General features: G+C 73.5%; 18 protein-coding genes, 1 tRNA gene and 2 pseudogenes. 3 read left to right on the top strand and 18 right to left on the bottom strand.

Annotated features, from left to right (window positions below; all coding sequences use genetic code 11):
* Window positions 1-642: 642 nt before the first annotated feature.
* Window positions 643-1,998, bottom strand: a complete 1,356-nt coding sequence (locus OHA91_RS23955; RefSeq protein ID WP_328741168.1) for a peptidoglycan-binding protein — start codon at window positions 1,996-1,998, stop codon at window positions 643-645.
* Between the two features lie 215 nt (window positions 1,999-2,213).
* Here OHA91_RS23955 and OHA91_RS23950 point away from each other — a divergent pair.
* Window positions 2,214-2,287 (top strand) — tRNA-Lys (locus OHA91_RS23950).
* Between the two features lie 67 nt (window positions 2,288-2,354).
* Here the strand turns inward: OHA91_RS23950 and OHA91_RS23945 are convergent.
* The 13 genes and pseudogenes from OHA91_RS23945 to OHA91_RS23885 form a co-directional block, all read right to left on the bottom strand.
* The gene (locus OHA91_RS23945; RefSeq protein ID WP_051892579.1) at window positions 2,355-2,984 is read right to left on the bottom strand and encodes a class F sortase; all 630 of its coding nucleotides are present in this window, start codon (window positions 2,982-2,984) and stop codon (window positions 2,355-2,357) included.
* Window positions 2,985-3,047: 63 nt separating this feature from the next.
* The gene (locus OHA91_RS23940) at window positions 3,048-3,668 is read right to left on the bottom strand and encodes a hypothetical protein (protein ID WP_328739982.1); all 621 of its coding nucleotides are present in this window, start codon (window positions 3,666-3,668) and stop codon (window positions 3,048-3,050) included.
* A gap of 147 nt (window positions 3,669-3,815) precedes the next feature.
* The gene (locus OHA91_RS23935) at window positions 3,816-4,595 is read right to left on the bottom strand and encodes an HAD-IIA family hydrolase (RefSeq protein WP_031145271.1); all 780 of its coding nucleotides are present in this window, start codon (window positions 4,593-4,595) and stop codon (window positions 3,816-3,818) included.
* 124 nt (window positions 4,596-4,719) lie between these two features.
* Window positions 4,720-6,204, bottom strand: a complete 1,485-nt coding sequence (locus OHA91_RS23930) for an alkaline phosphatase family protein (RefSeq protein WP_328739981.1) — start codon at window positions 6,202-6,204, stop codon at window positions 4,720-4,722.
* A 194-nt stretch (window positions 6,205-6,398) separates the two neighbouring features.
* Window positions 6,399-7,481 carry a 2-aminoethylphosphonate ABC transporter substrate-binding protein gene (locus OHA91_RS23925; RefSeq protein WP_266502642.1) on the bottom strand — a complete coding sequence of 361 codons (1,083 nt, stop codon included), beginning with the start codon at window positions 7,479-7,481 and terminating at the stop codon, window positions 6,399-6,401.
* Window positions 7,482-7,580: 99 nt separating this feature from the next.
* The gene (locus tag OHA91_RS23920) at window positions 7,581-8,378 is read right to left on the bottom strand and encodes an ABC transporter permease (RefSeq protein WP_328739980.1); all 798 of its coding nucleotides are present in this window, start codon (window positions 8,376-8,378) and stop codon (window positions 7,581-7,583) included.
* A pseudogene (locus OHA91_RS23915) lies at window positions 8,365-9,261 on the bottom strand (2-aminoethylphosphonate ABC transporter permease subunit); the annotation flags it as partial. The pseudogene OHA91_RS23915 and the gene OHA91_RS23920, both read right to left, overlap by 14 nt.
* 391 nt (window positions 9,262-9,652) lie before the next feature.
* Entirely contained in the window at window positions 9,653-10,702 is a 1,050-nt protein-coding gene (locus tag OHA91_RS23910; protein ID WP_328739979.1) for an ABC transporter ATP-binding protein, read from the bottom strand.
* Complete coding sequence (locus OHA91_RS23905; RefSeq protein ID WP_328739978.1) at window positions 10,699-11,448, bottom strand: phosphonatase-like hydrolase; 750 nt, start codon at window positions 11,446-11,448, stop codon at window positions 10,699-10,701. Before OHA91_RS23905 ends, OHA91_RS23910 begins: the two co-directional genes overlap by 4 nt.
* Before the next feature lie 5 nt (window positions 11,449-11,453).
* On the bottom strand, window positions 11,454-12,581 hold the full coding sequence (locus OHA91_RS23900) for a TIGR03364 family FAD-dependent oxidoreductase (protein WP_328739977.1): 1,128 nt from the start codon (window positions 12,579-12,581) through the stop codon (window positions 11,454-11,456).
* 148 nt (window positions 12,582-12,729) lie between these two features.
* Window positions 12,730-13,494, bottom strand: a complete 765-nt coding sequence (locus OHA91_RS23895; protein ID WP_031145254.1) for a GntR family transcriptional regulator — start codon at window positions 13,492-13,494, stop codon at window positions 12,730-12,732.
* Window positions 13,495-13,553: 59 nt separating this feature from the next.
* Window positions 13,554-14,306: a hypothetical protein gene (locus OHA91_RS23890; RefSeq protein ID WP_328739976.1), complete on the bottom strand. Its 753-nt coding sequence runs from the start codon at window positions 14,304-14,306 to the stop codon at window positions 13,554-13,556.
* 305 nt (window positions 14,307-14,611) lie between these two features.
* Window positions 14,612-15,835: an ROK family transcriptional regulator gene (locus OHA91_RS23885; protein WP_328739975.1), complete on the bottom strand. Its 1,224-nt coding sequence runs from the start codon at window positions 15,833-15,835 to the stop codon at window positions 14,612-14,614.
* Window positions 15,836-15,891: 56 nt separating this feature from the next.
* On the opposite strand from OHA91_RS23885, the gene OHA91_RS23880 reads away from it, so the two are divergent.
* Window positions 15,892-16,998 (top strand): Gfo/Idh/MocA family oxidoreductase, encoded by a 1,107-nt coding sequence (locus tag OHA91_RS23880; protein WP_328739974.1) that lies wholly within the window; start codon window positions 15,892-15,894, stop codon window positions 16,996-16,998.
* A 96-nt stretch (window positions 16,999-17,094) separates the two neighbouring features.
* On the opposite strand, the gene OHA91_RS23875 is transcribed toward OHA91_RS23880, so the two are convergent.
* The 4 genes and pseudogenes from OHA91_RS23875 to OHA91_RS23860 all read right to left on the bottom strand — a co-directional run bounded on the left by OHA91_RS23875 (window position 17,095) and on the right by OHA91_RS23860 (window position 20,127).
* Window positions 17,095-17,952 (bottom strand): fumarylacetoacetate hydrolase family protein, encoded by an 858-nt coding sequence (locus OHA91_RS23875; RefSeq protein WP_266500893.1) that lies wholly within the window; start codon window positions 17,950-17,952, stop codon window positions 17,095-17,097.
* A 122-nt stretch (window positions 17,953-18,074) separates the two neighbouring features.
* Window positions 18,075-18,815: pseudogene (locus OHA91_RS23870) on the bottom strand (YidC/Oxa1 family membrane protein insertase).
* Between the two features lie 115 nt (window positions 18,816-18,930).
* Window positions 18,931-19,200 carry a DUF6412 domain-containing protein gene (locus OHA91_RS23865; RefSeq protein ID WP_276566561.1) on the bottom strand — a complete coding sequence of 90 codons (270 nt, stop codon included), beginning with the start codon at window positions 19,198-19,200 and terminating at the stop codon, window positions 18,931-18,933.
* A gap of 147 nt (window positions 19,201-19,347) precedes the next feature.
* Complete coding sequence (locus OHA91_RS23860) at window positions 19,348-20,127, bottom strand: class E sortase (protein WP_328739973.1); 780 nt, start codon at window positions 20,125-20,127, stop codon at window positions 19,348-19,350.
* Between the two features lie 74 nt (window positions 20,128-20,201).
* On the opposite strand from OHA91_RS23860, the gene OHA91_RS23855 reads away from it, so the two are divergent.
* Window positions 20,202-21,203, top strand: coding sequence for a tetratricopeptide repeat protein (locus tag OHA91_RS23855; RefSeq protein ID WP_328739972.1), 1,002 nt, complete (start codon window positions 20,202-20,204; stop codon window positions 21,201-21,203).
* Window positions 21,204-21,251: the final 48 nt, after the last annotated feature.

Below are 21,251 nucleotides of genomic sequence, written 5' to 3'. Positions count from 1 at the left end.
CCGGAACCGCGTGCGGCGCGGGCCCGAAGGCAGGCACGGCCTCCGGGCTCCCCGCCCGGGGCGGAGCCTCCCCGGCAGGAGCCGGAACCGCGTGCGGTGCGGGCCCGAAGGCAGGCACGGCCTCCGGGCTTCCCGCCCGGAGCGGAGCCTGACCGGTCGGCGCCGCCGGCGAGCGGTATCCGGCCGGGGCCCCCACCGGCTCCGCCGACGCCGCGGGGGACGGGACAGAGGCGGGCGCGGCCCCCGGATACCCCGCTCCGTGCGAGGCCCAACCGGCTGGGGCCTCACGCGGCTCCGCAGGCGACGGGACGACCTCCGGGTCCGCCGCCCGGGGCGGTGCTGCCGCGGCCGGGGTCGGGGCGGATTGCGGTGCTGCCGCGGGCGACGGGGCGGGGGCGGCCGCCGGGGCGGAGGGCGCGGCGCCCAGGTCCGCCGCCCCGGGCAAAGCCTCCACGCCAGGGGTCGGGACGGGAGGCTCGGCGCCCGTCGGCGACGCCGGCCCGGGCGGGGTCGGGGTCCGGAGGGACAGGGTCGGGGTGGTGGTGGCCCAGCCGAAGGAGGTCGGGGCGGGCTTGGGCGCGGCCGGTACGCGGAGGGTGCCCGTCGTCGAGGTGGTGCGCGTGGGAAACATCGTTACCTCCGTCATGCGAACAGCCGGCGCCAGGTTTCCGGGCCCGGGTAGCCATTGGCCGCGGCCCCGCGCCAGCCCTGCGCGCGCTGGAAGGCCTCGACGTTGCGGCGGTCTGCCTCGCCCCAGCGGGCGCCGGGGCCGGACGTGTAGTACTTGCCGAAGCCCTTCTTCACCAGCTGCCGGCCGAGGGCCTCGACGGCCGGGTGCGACCGCCCCGGGCGGAACACCGCGGCCCCCGGGTAGGCCCGTACGCCGCCCGGGCCGGGCGCCGCGCCCACCAGCGGCGCGATGTTCTTGCCCTGCTTGTCGACGAGCAGGCGCCAGGTGTGCGCGCCGGGGACGCCGTCGGCATCGGCGCCCGTCCAGCCCTGTGCGCGCTGGAACGCCTGGGTGGCGAGCCGGTCGTGGTCGCTCCACGTCCGGTCGGCCACCCCCTTGGGGTAGAAGCGGTACGCGCCGCGCTCGATCAGCATCCGGCCCAGCTGGGCCACATGGTCGTTGACGGCGCCCGGGGCGAACTTGTCCGCGCCCGGGAAGGTCTTGGGCGCGTCGCCCGGCTCCGGACCGGCCGCCGGCGGTTCGGGGGCGGGCACGGCGCCCGGGACCTCCGGGACGATGCCGCCGGTCACCCCGTTGAACCGGTAGGGGACGTACTTCGCCGCGTTGGCCCAGTACCCGTAGGGCGTGGCAAGCTTCCGCGTCGTGGGGCGCGTCTGCTCGTAGGCGACGTAGTGGGTGCGCGTCTCGTCGACCCAGCCGCCGAAGAGGACCACGTGCGAGCCGTTGGTGGGGTCCGCCGGGTTGTGGAAGAGCAGCATGTCCCCCGGCAGCAGGTCATCCTTGGTGATCTTGGTGGCGAACTTGTCGAGGCTGCCGGTCCACTCGTTCGAGCCGAGGTTCCAGGCCATGGAGACGTAGCCGGAGCAGTCCTGCCGGTAGCCGTCCGACCAGTAGGTGGACATGCTGTAGGGGACCTCCGCGTCCAGCCACAGCTTCGCCCTGTTGATGATCGTCGTGCGGTCGATCCGCTTCACGGCCCCGGGCCGGCCCGGGGCTCCGGGGCTGCCCGGCTTGCCCTGCGGGCCGTGCAGGGGGGTGCGGCCGCCCTGCGGGCTGCCGGGGTCGTCGCCGGCCGCCGGTCCGGTGGCCGGCGTGCTCAGGGCCACCGCGGTCCCGCTGCCGCCGCCGAGGACCACTCCGGCGGCGGTGGCCAGGACCAGCGCCCGGCGCGCGCCGCGCGCGGCGGGGTGACCGCCGTCCCGGAGCGGTATAACCCTGGCGCGGGCGAGGGCGCGGCGGCGCTCGGCGCATCCCCGGCACACGCAGTCGCCCGCGGGCTCGTACTCCTCGAAAGCGGGCATCGGCATCTGCACACGCGTCGGGGGCTGCATCGTCATGCGGTTCCGTCCACTCCCCTGCTGTTCCAGTGGTCGACCGGGACCGCACCTGATAAAGCATCAGATGCGGTCGGCGCAGACATATCGTGCACGATAAACCGCTCAAACATGGGTTAATCGGACAGGGCGGGCGTGGCTGGTCACGAGCACCCGCAGAGGTGGGGTAGAGTTTTCCCTGTCAGCAAGCGCCGCTAGCTCAGTTGGTTAGAGCAGCTGACTCTTAATCAGCGGGTCCGGGGTTCGAGTCCCTGGCGGCGCACAGACGGAGGAAGCCCCTCACAGCGAAAGCTGTGAGGGGCTTCTTCGTTCTCCGCGTGACGAGCGCGCTAGACCGCCGTCGTCCCGGGGCGGGCTCCCACGCCCGTCAGGTAGGCGGAGACCACCACGTTCGCCGTGTACTCCTTGGCCGCCTTGTCGTACGTTCCCCCGCAGGTCACCAGCCGCAGTTCCGCGCGGCCCCGCACCCGCGGACCGTACGCCTTGTGCGCGTCGAAGGCCGCGCGCTCGTAGACCCGTACGTCCTCGATCGTGAACTCGGCCACGGACCCGTCCGCCCGCACCACCCGCACCTTGTCGCCCGGCTGCGCCGAGCTCAGGCCGTAGAAGACCGCCGGCTTGGACCGCGTGTCCACGTGGCCCACCATCAGCGCCGTCCCCGCCGCCCCCGGCTGGACGCCCTGCCCCCACCAGCCCACCGTGCCCGGGCTGTCGTACGGCGGCGGATCGATCGCGCCGTCCTTGTCCAGGCCCCGGGAGACCACCGGGGCCTGGATGCCTATGGACGGGACGTCGACGCGCTGCGGCAGCGATCCCGCGACGGGGGCGTGCGCGGCCGGCAGCCCCGCGCTCAGCGCCCCGCCGGCCTGCCCGGAGAGCGGGGCCGGCGCCACGGTCAGCTCACGGCCCCACAGCCACAGGCCCAGCACCAGCACCGACCAGGCCGCGAAGGTCAGCATCCGGCCCCCGGCGGAGGCCTTGGCCTCGTCCGTCCGCCACTGCTCGCTCACGCGGCGCCCGCCTCACTCGCCGCTGCGACGGCGGCGAAGCGCCAGCGCCCGGCCCGCGACGGCCAGCGTGGCCACCGCGGCGAGCACGGCGCCGATCACCGTGTGGGGCATCCCCGGGCCGTCGCCGCCGGTGTGCTCCTTCTTCGCCGCGGTGAGCAGGCCGGGTGCCTCGGCCGGGCGGTCCGCCATGCCGCCGCCGCCCGCGTGGACCGGCCAGATCGGCGAGGCGTGGTGGGAGGGGTGGCGGTAGGCGGAGATCTGCACGGAGCCGGTGAACTTCTCGTCCCCGTCGCAGTACACCCGGACGGCGTGCCAGCCCGGCGAGGCGTGCGAGCTGATCATCGCGTCGCCGTAGAGCGGGCTGCGGCGTCCGCCGTCCCGCCCGTAGAGGTCGGCGTCCGACACGAAGACGGAGGACTTGGCCGCCCCCTTGTTGCCCTCGCAGCCGTGGACCCGCAGCTTGACCTGCGCTCCCGGGTTGGCCGGGTTCGGGTCGACCGTGATGCTGCCGCGGTCGCCGCGGTCCTCCTCACCCGCGAGGGCGGTGGGCGCGGACACGACGGTGACCGCGGAGAACGCCGCCAGGGCGGCGGCCACGGCGGCGGTGCGGACAGCGATCGGAACACTGCGCATGGTGAACCTCCTCGACAAGGAGATTCACGCGCGGCGCGCCGCTCCGCATCCGGAGCGGCGCCGTACGTGTCAGCCGTACGCCCCAAACGCGGTACGCCCGGACGGCCGTACGGCCCGCGTCCGCACTGCCGACCGCACGGCCGTCCGTCAGACCAGGTCGACCAGGTCCGCGATCGAGGCGACCGTCTTGGTCGGGCGGTACGGGAACTTCTCGGTGTCCTGCTCGCTGGTCAGACCGGTCAGGACGAGGAAGGTCTGCATGCCCGCCTCCAGGCCGGCCAGCACGTCGGTGTCCATCCGGTCGCCGATCATCGCGCTGGTCTCCGAGTGCGCGCCGATGGCGTTGAGGCCCGTACGCATCATCAGCGGGTTCGGCTTGCCCGCGAAGTACGGCTGCTTGCCGGTCGCCTTGGTGATCAGGGCGGCGACGGCGCCGGTGGCCGGGAGCGGGCCCTCGGTGGAGGGGCCGGTCTCGTCCGGGTTGGTGCAGATGAAGCGCGCACCGGCGTTGATCAGGCGGACCGCCTTGGTCATGGCCTCGAAGCTGTAGGTGCGGGTCTCGCCCAGGACCACGTAGTCGGGCTCGTGGTCGGTGAGGATGTAGCCGATGTCGTGCAGGGCGGTCGTCAGACCGGCCTCGCCGATGACGTACGCCGTGCCGCCCGGGCGCTGGTCGTCGAGGAACTTCGCGGTGGCCAGGGCGGAGGTCCAGATGTTCTCCACGGGGACGTCCAGACCCATGCGGGCCAGGCGGGCCTGGAGGTCGCGCGGGGTGTAGATGGAGTTGTTGGTCAACACCAGGAAGGGCTTGCCGGAGTCGCGCAGCCGCTTGATGAAGGCATCGGCGCCCGGGATCGGGGTGCCCTCGTGGATGAGGACCCCGTCCATGTCGGTGAGCCAGGATTCGATCGGCTTGCGCTCTGCCACTGGACTGTTCTCCGCTCTCGCTGACCTGCTGCCTCTGGTCTGTACCACCCTATCCGGGCCGGGCTGTGGACGTCCTTGCCGTCCACAGCCCGGACGCCGGGGTCCCGGGGGCGGGGCCGGACGATCAGCCCAGGCGGACGTTGTCGACGGTCCAGAACCAGTTGTTGTTGCCGCTGTAGCGGAAGCGGACCTGGACGTCGGTGGCACCGGCCGGGACCTGGAGGGCGACGGAGTCGGCCTTGGCGACGGCGTCTGCGGTGTACGTCTTCACCACCGTCGGGGCGGCGCCGTTGTAGGAGACGAGGACCTGCGCGGTCTGGCCGGCCTCGTGGCGGTAGTGCGTCTGGAACGTGAGGGTGCGCGTACTGCCGCCCGCGACCGGCCACTTGGGGGTGACGAGGGTGGAGTCGAAGGTGCCGGTTCGGGTCTTGTCGTCCCACTCGTCGGAGTCGGCGACGGCGAAGACGTCACGGGAGCGGACGTTCAGCTCGCGCCACTGGTCGCGCTGCGACTGGGTCCAGAACTCGTCGGTCGCGAAGGCCCAGCCGGCCCACTCGGTGACCCCGCCCGTGCCCATCTTCGAGTTGTCGACGGCCCACCCGGCGGGCGGGGTGTGCGTGAAGCCCTTCACCCCGGCCGGGATGCCGGTCTCGTCCACCCGGGCCTGGAGGGCCGGGCGCAGGGTGTCGAAGGGGTCGCTGTCCGGGGAGCCCAGCGGGACGCCGTCGATGCCGGGGGCGGCGACGCCGACCTGGGTGAGCGCGGTCGCGGCCACGTCGGCCAGCCTGACGTCGTCGCGGACCGAACCGGCGGGGATCCCGGCGCCCTTGGCGATGACGAAGGTGCCGCGCTCGGCGATGGTCGAGCCGCCGTGGCCGCCGGAGGAGGTGTGGCCGTGGTCGGTGGTGACCAGGATCTTCCAGTTCTCCTGGCCGTACGTCGGGCGGTTCTGGACGGCGGTGAGGAGCTGGCCGACCAGGGCGTCGACGCGGGCGACGGCGTCGAGGTACTGCTGGCTGGCGGCGCCGTGGGAGTGGCCGGCGGCGTCGATCTCGCCGAGGTAGACGAAGGCGGCGTCCGGGTTCTGGGTGCGCAGTTCCGTGGCGGCCGCGGCGGCCACCTTCGGGTCCTCGTTGCGGTAGCCGTCGCGGTCGCCCTTGAGGGAGAGGCGCTTGTCGACCTTGGCGGAGAAGATCGGGCCGTTCTGGTCGGTGGAGGTGATCGGCTCCCAGTCGGCGGCCGCGTACGTGTTGAGCGCCGGCTTGGCGGTTTCGATGCGGGTGAGGAAGTCGGGGTGGGCGGCGTAGTTCTTGCCGGTGAAGGAGTTGTCCTTCACCCCGTGCTTGTCGGGCCAGACCCCGGTGGCGATGGTGGACCAGCCGGGGCCCGAGGAGGTGGCGGCCATCGGGCCCGCGTAGAGGGTGCTGCGGGCGGTCAGCCCCTGGGCCATCAGGCCCTGCAGGTAGGGGGCGTTGGCGGCCTTGACGCGGTCGAGGACCGCGCCGTCGACGCCGATGACGAGGACCTTGTCGGTGGCGGCGGCCGCGGCGGCGGTGGCGGTGTGGGCGCCGAGAGCGGCGGCGAGCAGGGCGGTGGCGGTGACGGCCACGGCGAGGGTACGTCCGGCAGGGACGGCAGGGGACACGAACTCCTCCGGGAGTGATCGTGGGAAAGACACTGGGGAGAGGCGCTGGGGACATGCGCCGGGCCCGGACCGAAGGTGCGGTCCTCGGTCCAGACCCGTTATGCATCAGTCACTCTGCCGGTCGTGGGTGGCCAGGAGGGTTGCCTGGAAGCAACCAGTCAGCTTCCGGTTGCCGACTTCCACGCGTCGACGTACGCGGTGAGGTTCTTGTCGATGTCGGCCCAGTCCGGCTCGAATATCTCGACACCCGTCATGAGCTTGGTGAGTTCGACTGCGTTGGCGTCGGTCGGCTTGACGTCGCTGCGGGCCGGGAAGCCGCCGCCCACCTCGCTGACCAGCCTCTGCGCCTCCTCACTCAGCAGGTGGTCGAGGAGCTTCTTGCCGTTCTCGGAGTGCGGGGCCTTGTCGACCAGGCCCGCGGCGTACGGCAGGGCGAAGGTGGTGGGCCTGCCGCCCTCCTTCGCGGGGAACCAGATGCCCAGGTTCGGCATGGACTTGGACTGCGCGAAGTTCATCTGGACGTCGCCGTTGGCCACGAGCAGCTCGCCCTTGTCGGTCTTGGGCGCGAGCTTGCTGGTGGAGGAGGACGGGCCGACGTTGTTGGCCTGGAGCTTCTTCAGGTACTCCATCGCCGGCTCCTTGCCGCCGAAGTCGTGCATCGACTTGATGAGGACGGCGGTGCCGTCGCCCGCGACGCCGGGCGTGGAGTACTGCAGCTTGCCCTTGTAGCGGGCGTCCAGCAGCTCTTCCCAGGTCTTGGGGGCCTCGGCGAGCTCCTTCTTGTTGTAGACGAAGCCGAAGTAGTTGTTGACGACCGAGGTCCACTTGCCCGCGGTGGACTTGTCCGCGCCGTTGACCTTGTCGGCGCCCTGGGGCACGTAGGACTGGAGCAGACCCTTGCCGTCGGCCTGCTGGATGAAGGGCGGCAGGGTGATCAGCACGTCCGCCTGGGTGTTGGTCCTCTCGCGGACGGCGCGCTGCACCATCTCGCCCGAGCCGCCCTCGACGTACTTGACCTCGATGCCGGTCTTCTTGGTGAAGTCGGCGAAGACCCGGTCGTACCAGCCGTCGCCCTTCTCGCTCTTGAGGCCGTCGGCGCTGTAGACGGTGACGACCTTCTCGGCGCCCTTGGAGTCGGCCGAGCCGGCCGGGGAGGAGCCGCCGCAGGCGGTGAGGGAGGCGGTGAGGGCGAGGCTGCCGGTGACGGCGGCGGCGCCGCGGAGCAGGAGGGTTCTGGGCATGGGCGTGCTGGACATGGAACTTCCTCACGGGGAAAGGGAGTCAGCGGGATCAGCAGGGGTCAGCGGGGACCAGCGGGGGTCAGCGGGGGTCAGCGGGGGTCAGCGGTACGAGGCCTTGGTGCGGACGCGGGAGACGGCCAGCAGGACCAGCAGGGTGGTGGCCATCAGGACCACCGCGACGGCGGAGCCGCTGAAGAGCGAACCGCGGTCGGTGGCGGTGAAGATGCGGACCGGGAGGGGCATCCAGTCCGGCGGGTAGAGCATCATCGTGGCGCTGAGCTCGCCCATGGACAGGGCGAAGCAGAGGCCGGCGGCGGCCGTGAGGGACGGCAGCAGGAGGGGGAGCCGGACCCGCCACAGCACGTACGCGGGGCGGGCGCCCAGGGAGGCGGCCGCCTGCTCGTAGGCGGGGTCGAGCCGGACGATCGCGGCCGACACCGACTGGTGGGCGAACGCCGTGACGAGGACGGTGTGGGCCAGGACGACGATGGAAGCCGTGCCGTTGAGCAGGACGGGCGGGCGGCTGAAGGCGACGAGCACGGCGAGGCCGACGACCACGGACGGCACGGCGACGGGCAGCATGAACAGCGCGTCCAGGAGCCGCCTGCCCCGCTTCTTCAGCGCCGCCCCGGCCAGCGCGGCCCAGGTGCCGACGGTGAGCGCGAGCAGGCTGGCGACGACGGCGGTGACCAGGCTGGTGGTGAGGGCCTGGAGGGATTCGCCGCGCACGGCGGCGGCGTAGTTCTCGGTGGTCGGGCCGGAGGGCAGGGCGCCGGACCAGTGGGTGGCGAAGGACGCGGCGACCACGACGAGCAGGGGCAGCGCGAAGAGCGGCAGGAAGAGGAGGCCGAAGAGGCTCCAGGCGGCCCAGCGCCCGGCCTTGCTATGCACCAGCACGCTTGCTCACCACCCGGTAGAGGCCGAACAGGCCGACGGAGATCGCGATGTTGACGACGGCGACCACGCAGGCTGCCGGGTAGTCGGATTCGAGGATGGCCTTTCCGTAGATGAGCATCGGCAGGGTCGTGACGTCCTTGGCCCCGGTGAACAGGACGATCCCGAACTCGTTGAGGCACATGACGAGGACGAGGCTGCCGCCGGCGCCGAGCGCCGGGAGGGCCTCGGGCAGGATCACCTGCCGCACGATGCGGGCGGGGCGGGCGCCGAGACCCGCGGCGACCTCCAGCTGGGCGGTGTCCAGCTGGGAGAACGCGGCGAGGAGCGGGCGGATCACGAAGGGCGTGAAGTACGTGATCTCCGCGAGGAGGACGCCCCAGGGGGTGGTGAGGAAGTGGAAGGGCCCCTCGGCGGCGCCGGTGAACTCGGTGACGAGGCCGTTGGCCATGCCGACGGTGCCGTAGAGGAAGAGGAGGGCGAGGGTGATGAGGAAGGAGGGGAAGGAGAGGAAGACGTCGATGAACTTCGCGACGGCGCGGGCTCCGGGGAACGGCACGAAGGCGATGATCAGCGCGAGCGTGAACCCGAGGACCAGGCAGCCGAGGGTGGCTCCGACGGCCAGCCAGACGGTGGTGCCGAGGGCGTCGTGGAAGGCCCGCGACCCGAAGACGCGGGCGTAGGCGTCGAAGGCGCCGCCGCCGTTGTCGGGGGTGAGGGACTGCTGGACGACCAGGGCGAGGGGATAGAGGAACAGCAGCGCGAGCGCGGCCACGGGCGGCAGCGCCCACACGCTGCGCGGCACCGCCCACCCCTTCCGGGCCTCTTCCGGGGCCGCGGTGCCCCCTGCCGTGCCGGAAGCCGGGCCCTCCGGGCGGGGGGCCGGTGCCGCACCGGGCGCGAACTCCGCGGTACCGGCCGGTCCGGCTCCGTGTCCGGCCCCGTGTCCGGCCCCGCCGGACGGGCGGTCGGGGGCCGGGCCGACCGGGCACGCGTTGCGCCGCGCGGATGCGGCGGCGCCGATCGGGCCCGGGCCCGCCGGCCCGGAGCCCACGGCTGCCCCGCGGGCGCCCTCCCGTCCAGGGACCGGGACCCCGCCGGGCACGGCGCAGGCCGCCGGGTCGGGGAACGGTGCGGCCACGTCGGCGCCCTCCCGGCCGGAGGCCGGGCGGGCCGGACCGGGGACGGGAACGGCCGGGGACTCCGGTTCGGGGGGCGGGGGCTCGCCGGGCACGGCGGAGTCCGGCAGTGGGGGCGGCAGGGCTCGCCGCGCGGCGTCAGACACTGGTCACTCCTGCCGCCAGCAGCACGGCGTCGCGCGGCTCGAAGTGCAGGGTGACCCGGTCCCCCAGCGCGGGGGTCTCCCGCAGTTCGGGGAGGTCCGCCTTCACCCGGTGGCCGTCGACGTCCACGTACAGCCGGTGCGTCGAGCCCCGCCACTGCACCTCGGCGATGGTGCCGCTCAGCGCGTTGGGTCCGGCGCCGAGTCCGAGCAGGTGCGGACGTACGCACAGGGTGGCCGCGGCGCCCGGCGCCGCGCGCCCGCGGTCGAGGGTCAGCGCGCGGCCCTCGAAGACGGCGCCGCCCTCGGCCACCGTGACCGGGAGCAGGTTGGCGTTGCCGACGAAGGACGCGGTGAACTCCGTACGCGGCGCCCGGTACAGCTCCTGCGGTGTCCCGCAGTCCTGGAGGCGGGCCCGGTCCATGACGGCGATCCGGTCGGCCAGGGTGAGGGCCTCCACCTGGTCGTGGGTGACGTACAGGATGGACACGTCGGGCAGTTCGCGGTGCAGCCGGGCCAGTTCGGCGAGCATCCCCGAGCGCAGTTGCGCGTCGAGGGCGGACAGGGGTTCGTCCAGCAGCAGCACGCCGGGGCGGATGGCGAGGGCGCGGGCGATGGCGACCCGCTGCTGCTGGCCGCCCGACAGCTCGCGCGGGTAGCGCCGGGCGTAGGCCGCCATGCCCGTCATCTCCAGGGCCTCGGCGACCCGGGCGGGTATCCCGGCCTTCGGCGCCTTCTGGGCCTTGAGGCCGAAGGCGACGTTGTCCTCGACCCGCATGTGCGGGAAGAGCGCGTACTGCTGGACGACCATGCCGATGCCGCGCTTGTGCGGCGGGAGCGCGGTGACGTCCCGGCCGCCGATGAGCACCCGGCCCGCGACGGGCCGCACGAAGCCGGCGACCGCGCGCAGGGCGGTGGTCTTGCCCGAACCGGAGGGGCCGAGGAGCGCCATCACCTCGCCCGGTTCGACGGTCAGGTCGAGGCGGTCCAGGACGGTGTTGCCGTCGTAGGCGACGCTGACCCCGTCGAAGCGGATGCCGCTCACGCCGACTCCGCGAGGAGGTGCGGGAGTTCGGCGACGGAGTCGAGGACGTGGGTCGCACCGTTCCGCGTCAGCGTCGCGCGGTCGTGGGCGCCGGTGAGGACTCCCGCCACCGTGCCGGCGCCGGCGCGCCGCCCGCTGAGCATGTCGTAGGCGGTGTCGCCGACGACCACGACGTCGGTCACGTCGGCCACGGCGCCGGTGCGCAGGAACGCGGTCAGCACCATGTCGGGGTAGGGGCGGCCGCGGCCGCCCGCGTCGGCGGGGCAGAGGGTCAGGTCGGCGAGGTCCTGCCAGCCGAGGGCGTCGAGGATGGCGTCCTGGGTGACGCGGGCGAAGCCCGTGGTCAGGGCGACGGTCCGGCCCCCGGCGCGGAGCTCCTCGATCGCGGCGCGGGCGCCGGGGACGGGGGTGACGAGGCCGCCGTCGACGAGCTCCGCGTACGCCTCCTCGAAGGCGGAGTTGGCGCGCCGGGCGAGTTCCTCCGTACCGAAGAGGTGGCGGAAGACGGAGATCTTGGACTCGCCCATGGTGGCGAGTACGTACCGGAGCTTCTCGGTGTGGTCGGGGGTGCCGGGCTCGACGCCGAGGCGCTCGGCGGCCCGCTCGAAGGCGCGCTCGACGAGGCCGCCGTCGGCGACGGTGGTGCCGGCCATGTCGAGGACGACCAGCCCGCGGGGGCCTGGGGTGCCGGTCACGTCGGTGGTGTCGGTGGTGGTGTCGGTGGTGTCGGTGGCGGTGTCGGTCATCGGAGTTACCAGCCCAGTTCGTTCGCGGTGGTATCGGCTATGGCGGGCGAGCAGGTCATGCCGCGCCCACCGGGTCCGGTCACCAGCCAGACGCCGTCGGCGACCTGCTGGCGGTGGACGACGCGGGAGGTGTCCGTGCACTGCGCGTACACGCCCGCCCAGCGGTGCCTGATCTTCGGCAGGGGGCGGCCCAGGAAGGACTCGACGACCTCGGTGAGGTGCTCGTAGGGGTCCTCGAGGGTGTCGAAGGCGAAGGGGTGCTCGTATTCGTGGGTGTCGCCGATGGTCAGCCCGCCATCGCGGCGCTGGACCATCAGCAGTTGCATCTTGTGCGCGGCGGCGATCGGCGTCTGGGCCTGGCCGGCGTTCAGCTCGTCGAGGGCCGCGGACCGGTAGGCGGGGTAGTAGCGGAAGCTGTCGGCGTCCGCGACGGAGGTGGTGAGGTCCTCCCCGAGCGGGGCGGTCTGCATCATCTGGAGCCGGACCCGGCGCACGGGCAGGTCGGGGGCCAGTTCGCGGACCAGCCCGGACAGCCAGGCGCCGGTGGCGAGGATCACGACGTCGCCGCGGTGGACGTCGCCGTGGTCGTCGCGGACCGCTCCGGGGCCGGTGACCTCGCGGACCTCGCGGCCGGGGAGGAAGGTGTAGCGGCCGCCGGCCTTGGCGCGCAGGGCTTCGCGCAGGTGCAGTTGGGCGGTGCGCGGTTCGACGGCCGCGTCCCGCCCGCACCACAGGGCGGCTTCGAAGTCGCCGCGCAGGGCCGGGTTGATCTTGCGTGCCTCGTCGGCGCCGACCAGTTCGTAGCCGCGGGCGGCGGCGTCCGGGCGGGCCAGGGCCGCCTCGGCGACGGCGTACTCACGGGCGTTGCGGACGGGGGTGAGGGAGCCGATGGCTCGGAAGCCCAGGCCGGGCACCTCCGCGCCGATGCGCTCCCAGAGCTCGCGGGCCCGCAGGGCGGTGTCGAGCTCCTCTCCCCCGGCCCGTCCGCTGACCCAGATCTGGCCGAAATTGCGCAGTGAGGCGCCGCGCGCCTCGGCCTCCCGCTCGATCTGGACGACCTCGTGGCCGCGTTCGACTGCTTGCCAGGCGTGCATGGTGCCGACCACGCCGCCTCCGACGACTATGACTCTCACGCCGCCAACGGTGGGCGCGGACCATGACCCGGAAGGGTCAGTCCGGCGACGCGTCGGTGAACAACCCTCGACGCTTGGACTAGACCCGTTATCTTTTTGTGACTTCACTTCGCCCCATTTCAGTTGGTGCGGGTGGTTTACTGCTGGGCTATTCGGCCCGCAGGCGGGTCGTGAAACTGAACCTGTCACCACGGTAGAGCGAACGCACCCGTTCCAGGGGCCGGCCCTCCTGGTCCCGCGAGAAGCGGTGGATGAGCAGCATGGGAAGGGCCGGCGGGGTGCCGATCAGCAGGGCCTCGCGGGGGGTCGCGAGCACGGTCTCCAGCTTCTCGTCGGCCTCCCCGAAGGAGATGCCGAGGCTGTCGCGCAGGTATCCGTAGAAGGAGGAGTCCGGCTGGAAATCGGCGTTCAGCCGGGGGGCGCGGGCCACCCGGATGTACGTGCTCTCCAGGCCGACGCGCTCGTCGTCGGCGAGCAGGACCCGCTCCAGGTGCCAGACGGGCTCACCGGGCTCGGCCCCGATGCCGGGCGCGAGGTCGGGCGGGCAGGGGAACTGCTCCAGCCCGATCAGCTGCCGGCCCGGGCGGCGGCCCTGGCGGCGCACGCCCTCGGTGTAGCTGGCGAGGGAGAGCGGCTGTTCCAGCTTGGGCCCGGCGACGACGGTCCCCCGGCCGGAGCGGCGCAGCCGGCCCTCCAGCAGCAGCTCGCGCAGGGCCTGGCGGACGGTCTCGCGGGACACCTCGTACCGCTCGGCCAGATCCCGCTCGGTGGGCAGCGTCCCGCCCTCGCCGAGCTCGTCGAGGAGCTCGGCGATCCGGGCCTTGACGGCGTAGTACTTGGGGATGCGGCCGTGCTCGGGGATGCCGGACCGCACGGGCGAGCCGGGGCGGTGACCCTGGAGGTTCTTTTCCACAACGGGACTCTATGCGGGGCGGTCGCGGCCGCCGTACGGGACTCCGGGCGCGGGCGGGGTCAGTGCGCGCGGGCGCGGATGCGGAGCCGGCGGGCCCCCAGCAGGAGACCGCCGCCCGCGGCGAGGGCGGCCAGGGCGCCCGCGCCGTACACCCACTCGCGGGGACCGGTGTGGGCGAGGGAGCCGCCCTCGACGGAGTCCTCGGACTGCTCGACGGAGAAGCGGTAGCCGCCCGCCTCGCCGATCCAGTCCCCGTCGTCGCCCTTGCGCTGCACGAGGGCGGCGTCGGCGAGGACCTCACCGGTGGGGGCGTCGGGGGCGAAGGCGAGGGAGACCTTGACGGTGCGGGTGCCGCCGGGGCCGACGGTGAAGCCGGGGAAGGCGTCGCCGCCGTCGAAGACGGCGATGATCTCGTCGCGGTCGCTGCGTTCGAGGCCGGCGGGCAGGGTGCCGCCCGGCGCGTCGAACTCCATCCGCAGGTGGGCGGGGCGCAGGGTGCGGGCCTTGTCGGTGAGGACCACGACGGGGTGGATGGCCGTGCACTCGGAGTCGGTGGTGTTGGTCAGGTCCAGGTACCAGGTCTGCGGCTCGCCGCCGGTGCGGTACACGGCCGGGCCGCCGCGGATGCGCGCCCCGATGGGGAAGGCGGAACTCTTGCCGTCCCCGCAGGTGGCCTGGACGCGGGACGGCATCGCGGGTGCGGGGCGGGCACCGCCGCCGGTGCCGATGTCCGCGCCGGCGGTGGGCGCGGTGGTGACGGCCAACACGGCGGAGAGGAAGGCGGTGAGGGCTAGGGCTTTGCGCAGTCGCATGGAAGACCTTCGCTGCTCGCCGGACAGGACGATGGTCGGACGAGGTGACAATCACCCCGACCTGCCCGCACCCTCCCACGCACGCGCGAGCCCTCACCGCACACCACGCCTGAGTCGTTCCGGTTTACGCCCGAACGGTGCAGACGTCAACCCCCACCCCACCGGCCACATCCACCCCAGCCGACCACAACCAGCCCCGCCGACGATTGAGGCGCCGGGGCCCGGGGGCAGAGCCCCCGCAACGGCGCCGCACCCGGCAACGCACCGGCACCGGCCCGGCTCCCCGGCGGAGCCACGCGGCACGCCTACCCGCGCCCGAACAACGGCGTCAACGCCATCTCCGCCGCCCCCTGCGCCACACCCGCCCCCGCCAGGGCGACCACCGGCCGGGCCGGATCCAGCGCCCGGGCCGCGAGAACGGCTCCGACACGGGCCACGAAGACGTCCGGCGCCGCCGCCACCACACGCCCGCCGAGCAGCACACGGTCCACGTCCAGCAGCGCCACCAGGTTGGCCGCGGCCTCGCCGACGATCCGTGCCGCCTCGGGAACATCACCCCGGGCCACCGCCTCCAGGCACAGCGCCTCCACGCAGCCGCGCGCACCGCACCGGCACCGCGGGCCGTCCAGCAGGAGCACCTGGTGGCCGAACTCCCCCGCCGCCGAGCGGGCACCCCGGTAGACCCCGCCGCCCAGCCACAGTCCCGCGCCGAGCCCGGTCCCGATGTGCAGGTACACGCAGGTACGGGCCCCACCCCCGGCATAGACCTCCGCGACCTCCGCATCCGGCCCGGCATCCATCCCGCGCCCGACATACGCGTCCGCACCAGCATCCGCATCCGCATCCGCATCCGGCCAAGTAGCCCGGAGCCACGCCCCGGCGGCCGCGGCCGCACCGGCGTTCGTGTCCTTGTCCAGCACCACCGGCAGGCCCAGCCGCCCCTCCAGTACCCCCCTCAGCGGAAAGTCCTTCCAACTCGGGAACCCCGTCACCCGCCCCATCACCCCGGCCCGGTGGTCGAGCGGCCCCGGCGCGGCCACCCCGACACCCAGGAGCGGCGGCCCGGACGGGTCGCCGACCCGCGCGACCGCCCGTACGACGGCCTCGACCGCCGCCTCCGGCCCGGCCCCGAAGTCAAGCGGGCCGCCGCTCTCGGCGACGACGCGGCCCGCCAGGTCCACCCGTACCGCCAGGAGCTCGTCGCGGTCCAGGTGCACTCCGACGGCGTGCCGCACGTCCGGCACCAGCCTCAGCAGGGTGCGCGGCTTGCCGCCGGTGGACGCGGCGCGGCCCGCCTCCGCGACCAGGCCCTCCGCACCGAGCCGCGCCGTGATCTTGCTGACGGCCTGCGGAGTGAGCCCCGTACGGGCGGCGAGTTCCGTGCGGCCCAGGCCCGCCGGTCCGGCGGCGCGCAGCAGGTCCAGCACCAGCGCGTCGTTGTGGCCGCGCAGCGCCGGCAGGTTCACCCCGCCGCGCCGGCCGTACACGTCCCGGTGGCCGCTGTCCCCGCTCCCGCTACCCCTGTTCACAGGCCCATTGTCCACCTTCCTTGCACTTCGGCAACACTGTTGCCAAAGTGGTCCCCATGAGCACCCCCGCCTCCACTGCACCACTTCGCGTCGGCGTCATCGGCTACGGACTCGCCGGTTCCGTCTTCCACGCCCCCCTCGTGGCCGCCACGGACGGACTCGTCCTCGACACGGTCGTCACCTCCGACCCGGCCCGGCAGGCCCAGGCCCGCGCGGAGTTCCCCGACGTCCGCACCGTCCCCACGGCCGACGAGCTGTGGGAGCGCGACCTCGACCTCGTCGTGGTCGCCTCGCCCAACAAGACGCACGTCCCGCTCGCCACCATCGCCCTCGAAGCCGGCATCCCGGTGGTCGTGGACAAGCCGCTCGCCGCCACCGCCGCCGAGGCCCGGGCGCTCGCCGCCCTGGCGGACCGGCGCGGAACCTTCCTCTCCGTCTTCCAGAACCGCCGCTGGGACAACGACTTCCTCACCCTGCGCCGCCTCCTCGCCGGCGACGAACTCGGCGAGATCCAGCGCTTCGAGTCCCGCTTCGAGCGCTGGCGCCCGCAGCTGAAGGGCGGCTGGCGCGAGTCGGGCGCCCCGGAGGAGATCGGCGGTCTGCTGTACGACCTCGGCAGCCACGTCGTGGACCAGGCGCTCGTACTGTTCGGGCCCGCCGTACGGGTCTACGCGGAGACCGACGTGCGCCGCCCGGGCGCCGAGACGGACGACGACACCTTCATCGCCCTCACCCACGCCAGCGGGGTCCGCTCCCACCTCTACGTCAGCGCGACCACCGCCCAGCTCGGACCGCGGTTCCGCGTGCTCGGCTCGCGGGCCGGCTACGTGAAGTACGGCCTGGACCCGCAGGAGGGCGCCCTGCGCGAGGGGCTGCGGCCGGACGGGCGGCTGCCCTGGGGCGAGGAACCCCCGCACCTGTGGGGGCGGGTGGGCTCGGGCGAGTCCCCGCTGACCGGCGGCGGGGCCCCGGTGCCGACCGAGCAGGGCGACTACCCGGCGTACTACGCGGCGGTGGCGGACGCCCTGCGTACGGGCGGGCCGGCCCCGGTCACGGCGCACGAGGCCGCGCGCTGCCTCGACGTACTGGAGGCGGCCCGCATGTCGTCCCAGGAGGGCGTGGCGGTGGAACTTCCCGTCGCGACCGAGCCCGGGACCGCGTGACGTCCCCGGCGCGCGCATGCGGAACGGGCGGGGCCGCCGCGATGGCAGCCCCACCCGTCCCTCACTCCTGCTGTTCCTTCTCCTGCACTGCGGCGGCTACGCGCTCTTGAACTCCTGGCGCTGACGGCCGAGCCCCTCGATCTCCAGCTCCACGACGTCGCCGGCCCTCAGGTACGGCTTCGGCTCCGGCTGGCCCATCGCCACACCGGCCGGCGTGCCCGTGACGATGACGTCACCCGGGTACAGGGTCATGAACCGGCTCAGGTACCGGACGACCTCGCCGACCGGGAAGATCTGGTCAGCGGTGTTGCCGTCCTGCTTGAGCTCGCCGTCGACCCACAGTTTCACGTCCAGGACCTGCGGGTCCGGGATCTCGTCGGCGGTGACCAGCCACGGGCCGAGCGGGGTGAAGGTCTCGCAGTTCTTGCCCTTGTCCCAGGTGCCGCCGCGCTCGATCTGGAACTCGCGCTCCGAGACGTCGTTGACCGCCAGGTAGCCGGCGACGTGCGCCAGGCCCTGCTCCGCGGAGTCCAGGTAGCGGGCGGTGCTGCCGATGACGACGCCGAGCTCGGCCTCCCAGTCGGTCTTCACGCTGCCGCGCGGGATCAGGACGGTGTCGTCGGGGCCGACCACGGTGTCCGCGGCTTTCAGGAAGAGGATCGGCTCGGCCGGCGGCTCCGCGCCGATCTCCGCCGCGTGCCCGAAGTAGTTCAGCCCGATGCCCACGATCTTGCCGATGCGGCCGACCGGCGCCCCGATGCGCAGCCCTTCGGCGTCCAGGACCGGAAGCTCACCGGACTCGGCCGCGTCCCGTACCCGGGACAGCGCGGAGTCGTCGGCGAGCAGCGCGCCGTTCACATCCGTGATCAGGCCGGACAGGTCCCGCAGGGTCCCGTCCTGGCCGAGCAGCGCGGGGCGCTCCGACCCGACCGGTCCGACACGCAGCAGCTTCATGGGCATTCTCCCGTGGTCGTGGGTGGTCGGCCCATGGGCATGCCCCGGGCCGGACGATGGGTTGCGGCCATCGGAGGATTGGTCGATCCTCCAAGATGTCCACCCCATCCGCAAGACCCTGTTCACAGGCTGGAACGCACTGCTCCGTCGGCCGGCCGGTCGGTGGCGGCGCGTGCCGCGACGCGCGCCTTGCGGTGCTCGAGCCAGACCCGCTCCGCCACCGACCAGGCGGTGGTGGTGAGCAGGTAGAGCCCGGCGGCCAGCGGCACGACGGCGGCGGTGATCAGCGTCCCGAAGGACAGCAGGGGCAGTACGCCGCCCAGCTTGCGCATGGCCTCCTGCTGCTCGGCACTCAACTCGGGCAGACCGGCGGCCGCAGCACCGGCACCGGCGCCCCCCTTCTTCACCGGCTTCACCGGCTTCGCCGGCTTCTTCGGGGCCGCGGCAGCGGCTGCCGCGGCCGCAGCCGCCGACCGGCGCCCGCGCACGGCACTCTACGCGGCCACCACCGCGATCGCCCCGAACAGCGCGAGGAACACCGACCCCTGCGCCCCGAACAGGCCGCCCTCCCCGAGCGCGTCGGTCCACCGGGACCCCAGCGGCGCGGCGAACAGCCGGTGGCTCAGCAGCTCGTTCCCCGAGGTGAACGCCTGGTACATGAGGAAGAACACCGGCAGCTGGAGCAGCAGCGGCAGGCAGCCGGCCACCGGAGTCGCACCGCGGAAGGCGGCCCTGCTCAGCGGGTGGAGGGCGAGCCGTACGAGCACGGTGAACAGCACGATCGCGGCAGCGGTCGCGGACTCGGCCAGCACCGGCTCCAGAAGCCGGCCCAGCTCAGCAACAAGGTGGGTGAAAACGGACACGTGGGCCCTCCGAAGGGACTCGTCGAACGTCGAAAGAACGTGCATTTCGGCGTGACGACCCACGAGGGGCGACAACAGTGATCGGTCAGCAGAAGGCGAGAAGTACTGCGCGCCCCTACGCGGCCGTCGGGACGAGACGGCCGGGCGCCCTGGGCCGCGACCGGCCCGAGGCATCGGGATCGCGCTGAGGCAGGAACGCCGTGCGCTGCTCGCGATCACGGATCGCGGTGCGTATGCGGTGCGGCGGCACGGGCCGTACGAGCCGTGCGGCGGCGGCCAGGGCCTCGGCGCCCACGGAGACGGCGGCGACGGTCGCGGCGAGGGCGACCACCACGGCGCCCAGCCCGCTCTCCCCGGCGAACAGGCCGAGGGCTCCCCCGACCAGCACCAGCGGGAGCAGCACGGAGAGGGCCCGGGCGATCCGGGTGAACGTGACGTCGAAGCGTCGTGACCGATCCACGCGAACCTCCCCCTCTCCATACGCTGTTCTCGATCGATGGTAACCGGCACCACCGACAACGGCGGAGCGCGGTCACGGCCTGAGGGTCCCCCAGACCACCAGCCGGTACTTCGAGCTGTACTCGGGCGTGCAGGTGGTCAGGGTGATGTAGGCGCCGGGTTCGCCGTACCCGTGCTCCGGCTTCACCACGCTCCGCGGCACCGGCGCGATCACCCCGGTGTCCCGCTCGGTCGTCTCGCTGAGGACCTTCCCCACCACGTACGTGTACCTGCGCCCCCGCATGTCGACGATCAGCTCGTCGCCCGCCCGCAGCCGGTTGATGTACCGGAACGGCTCGCCGTGGGTGTTGCGGTGCCCGGCCAGCGCGAAGTTCCCCTGCGCCCCGGGCCCGGCGGTCCCGGGGTACTGCCCCACGTACCCCTTGTCGAGGACGGCCCGCTTGTCGATGCCCTGCGCGACGGGGACGACGAGGCCGAGACGCGGGATGCGCAGGACGGCGTACGCCCCCGACGGCTCGGCGCGTGGCCGGGGCGCGGCCGCGGCCTCGGAAGGAACCGGCGCGGGCGCGGAGGGAGGGGAAGGAACGGGCGAAGAAGCAGGAACACCGGAGGAGGGCGGATCATCTCCCGAGGCCCGCTCGAGGGCCCGGGCCCGCTCCTGGTCCCAGGCCTGCTCCAGGGACCGGACCTGCTCCTGCGCCGCGGCGGCGGCCTGCCGGTTGGTCCACCACACCTGGTGCACCACCAGCAACAACACCACCACGCCCACGGTGACGGTCAGCTCGGCGCTCGCCCACAGGACCCCCACGAGACCGGCCCGGCGCGCCCGCCGGCCCCTCCCCTGAACCACCACAGGTATGTGATCCCGCACGGGCGGCACCCTAAGTCCTCCCCCGTCAACTGACCAGCAGCAGTACGGTGTGAACCATGCGCCCCGACACGCCTGCCGAGCACATCGCCGAAGCCGAGCGCCTCATCCGCACGGCGACCCGCTACCCCGAGGACCAGGAGCCCTTGCTCCTCCAGGCCGCGGCCCACCTCGAACTGGCCGACGAACGGGACCGGGCGAGCGCCCTGTACGACCAGCTCCTGTCCTCCTCACCGTCCGACCCCCACCTGATCAAGGCCCTTCAGGCGGCGAACCTCTGGGAGTACGGCCACGAGGCCGAGGCCCGCGCCCTCATCGCGGGCATCCGCGCCGCCTCCCCCAAGGACCCGGCTCCGTGGGAGGTCATCGCGGAAGCCCTGGAGGCCCACGACGAGTTGGAGGCCTCGGAGGACTGCTTCACCCAGGCCACCACCCTCCTGATCGCGGACTCGACCCCGCTCACCCCGGCCACGACCGCCCTCCTGACGGGCCGCCACCGCGTGCGCCGGCTCCTGGGGCGCCCGCACGACGACTGGGACATGGTCGCCGACACCCGCCACATCGGCCCGATCCCGCTCGACGAGCTCCACGACCCGAAGCGCATCTGGGCCCTGGGCTCCGACGACCCCGCCGAACTGCGCGCCGAGATCGCCCGCCTGCGCGCCGAACTGGGCGACCGCCGCGCGGCCCTGTCCCGCCCGTTCCCGGTGGCGATCCTCCACTGGCCCCAGCGCGAACTGTCCGAGCTGCTGACCAGCTACCCGACGCTCGGCTCGGAGTACGCCTCGCACGAGGCCCACCTGCGGGAGATCGAGACCTCCCTGCGCGCCCTGGCCGCCTCGGGCACCACCAACCTCGGCATCGTCACGGCGAGCGTCCCCTCGTACGAGGCCTTCGCGGCCTCCGAGAAGACCTCCCCGGCCTCCCCCAGCCTCCTGGCCGAATACGCCACGACCCTCGCGGCCCGCGGCAAGGCCACCCCCTGGCCCCCCACCCCCACGGCCCCCTGCTGGTGCACCTCGGGCAAGCCGTACTCGGAGTGCCACAGAGTCAGCAACTAACACCGGGCGCCAACCAGCCCGTAGTCCGTTTTCACCGCAAAGGAATCC

The organism is Streptomyces erythrochromogenes (genome assembly GCF_036170895.1).
Taxonomy (GTDB): Bacteria; Actinomycetota; Actinomycetes; order Streptomycetales; family Streptomycetaceae; genus Streptomyces; species Streptomyces erythrochromogenes.
This window is presented reverse-complemented; position numbering and strand designations above follow the sequence as displayed.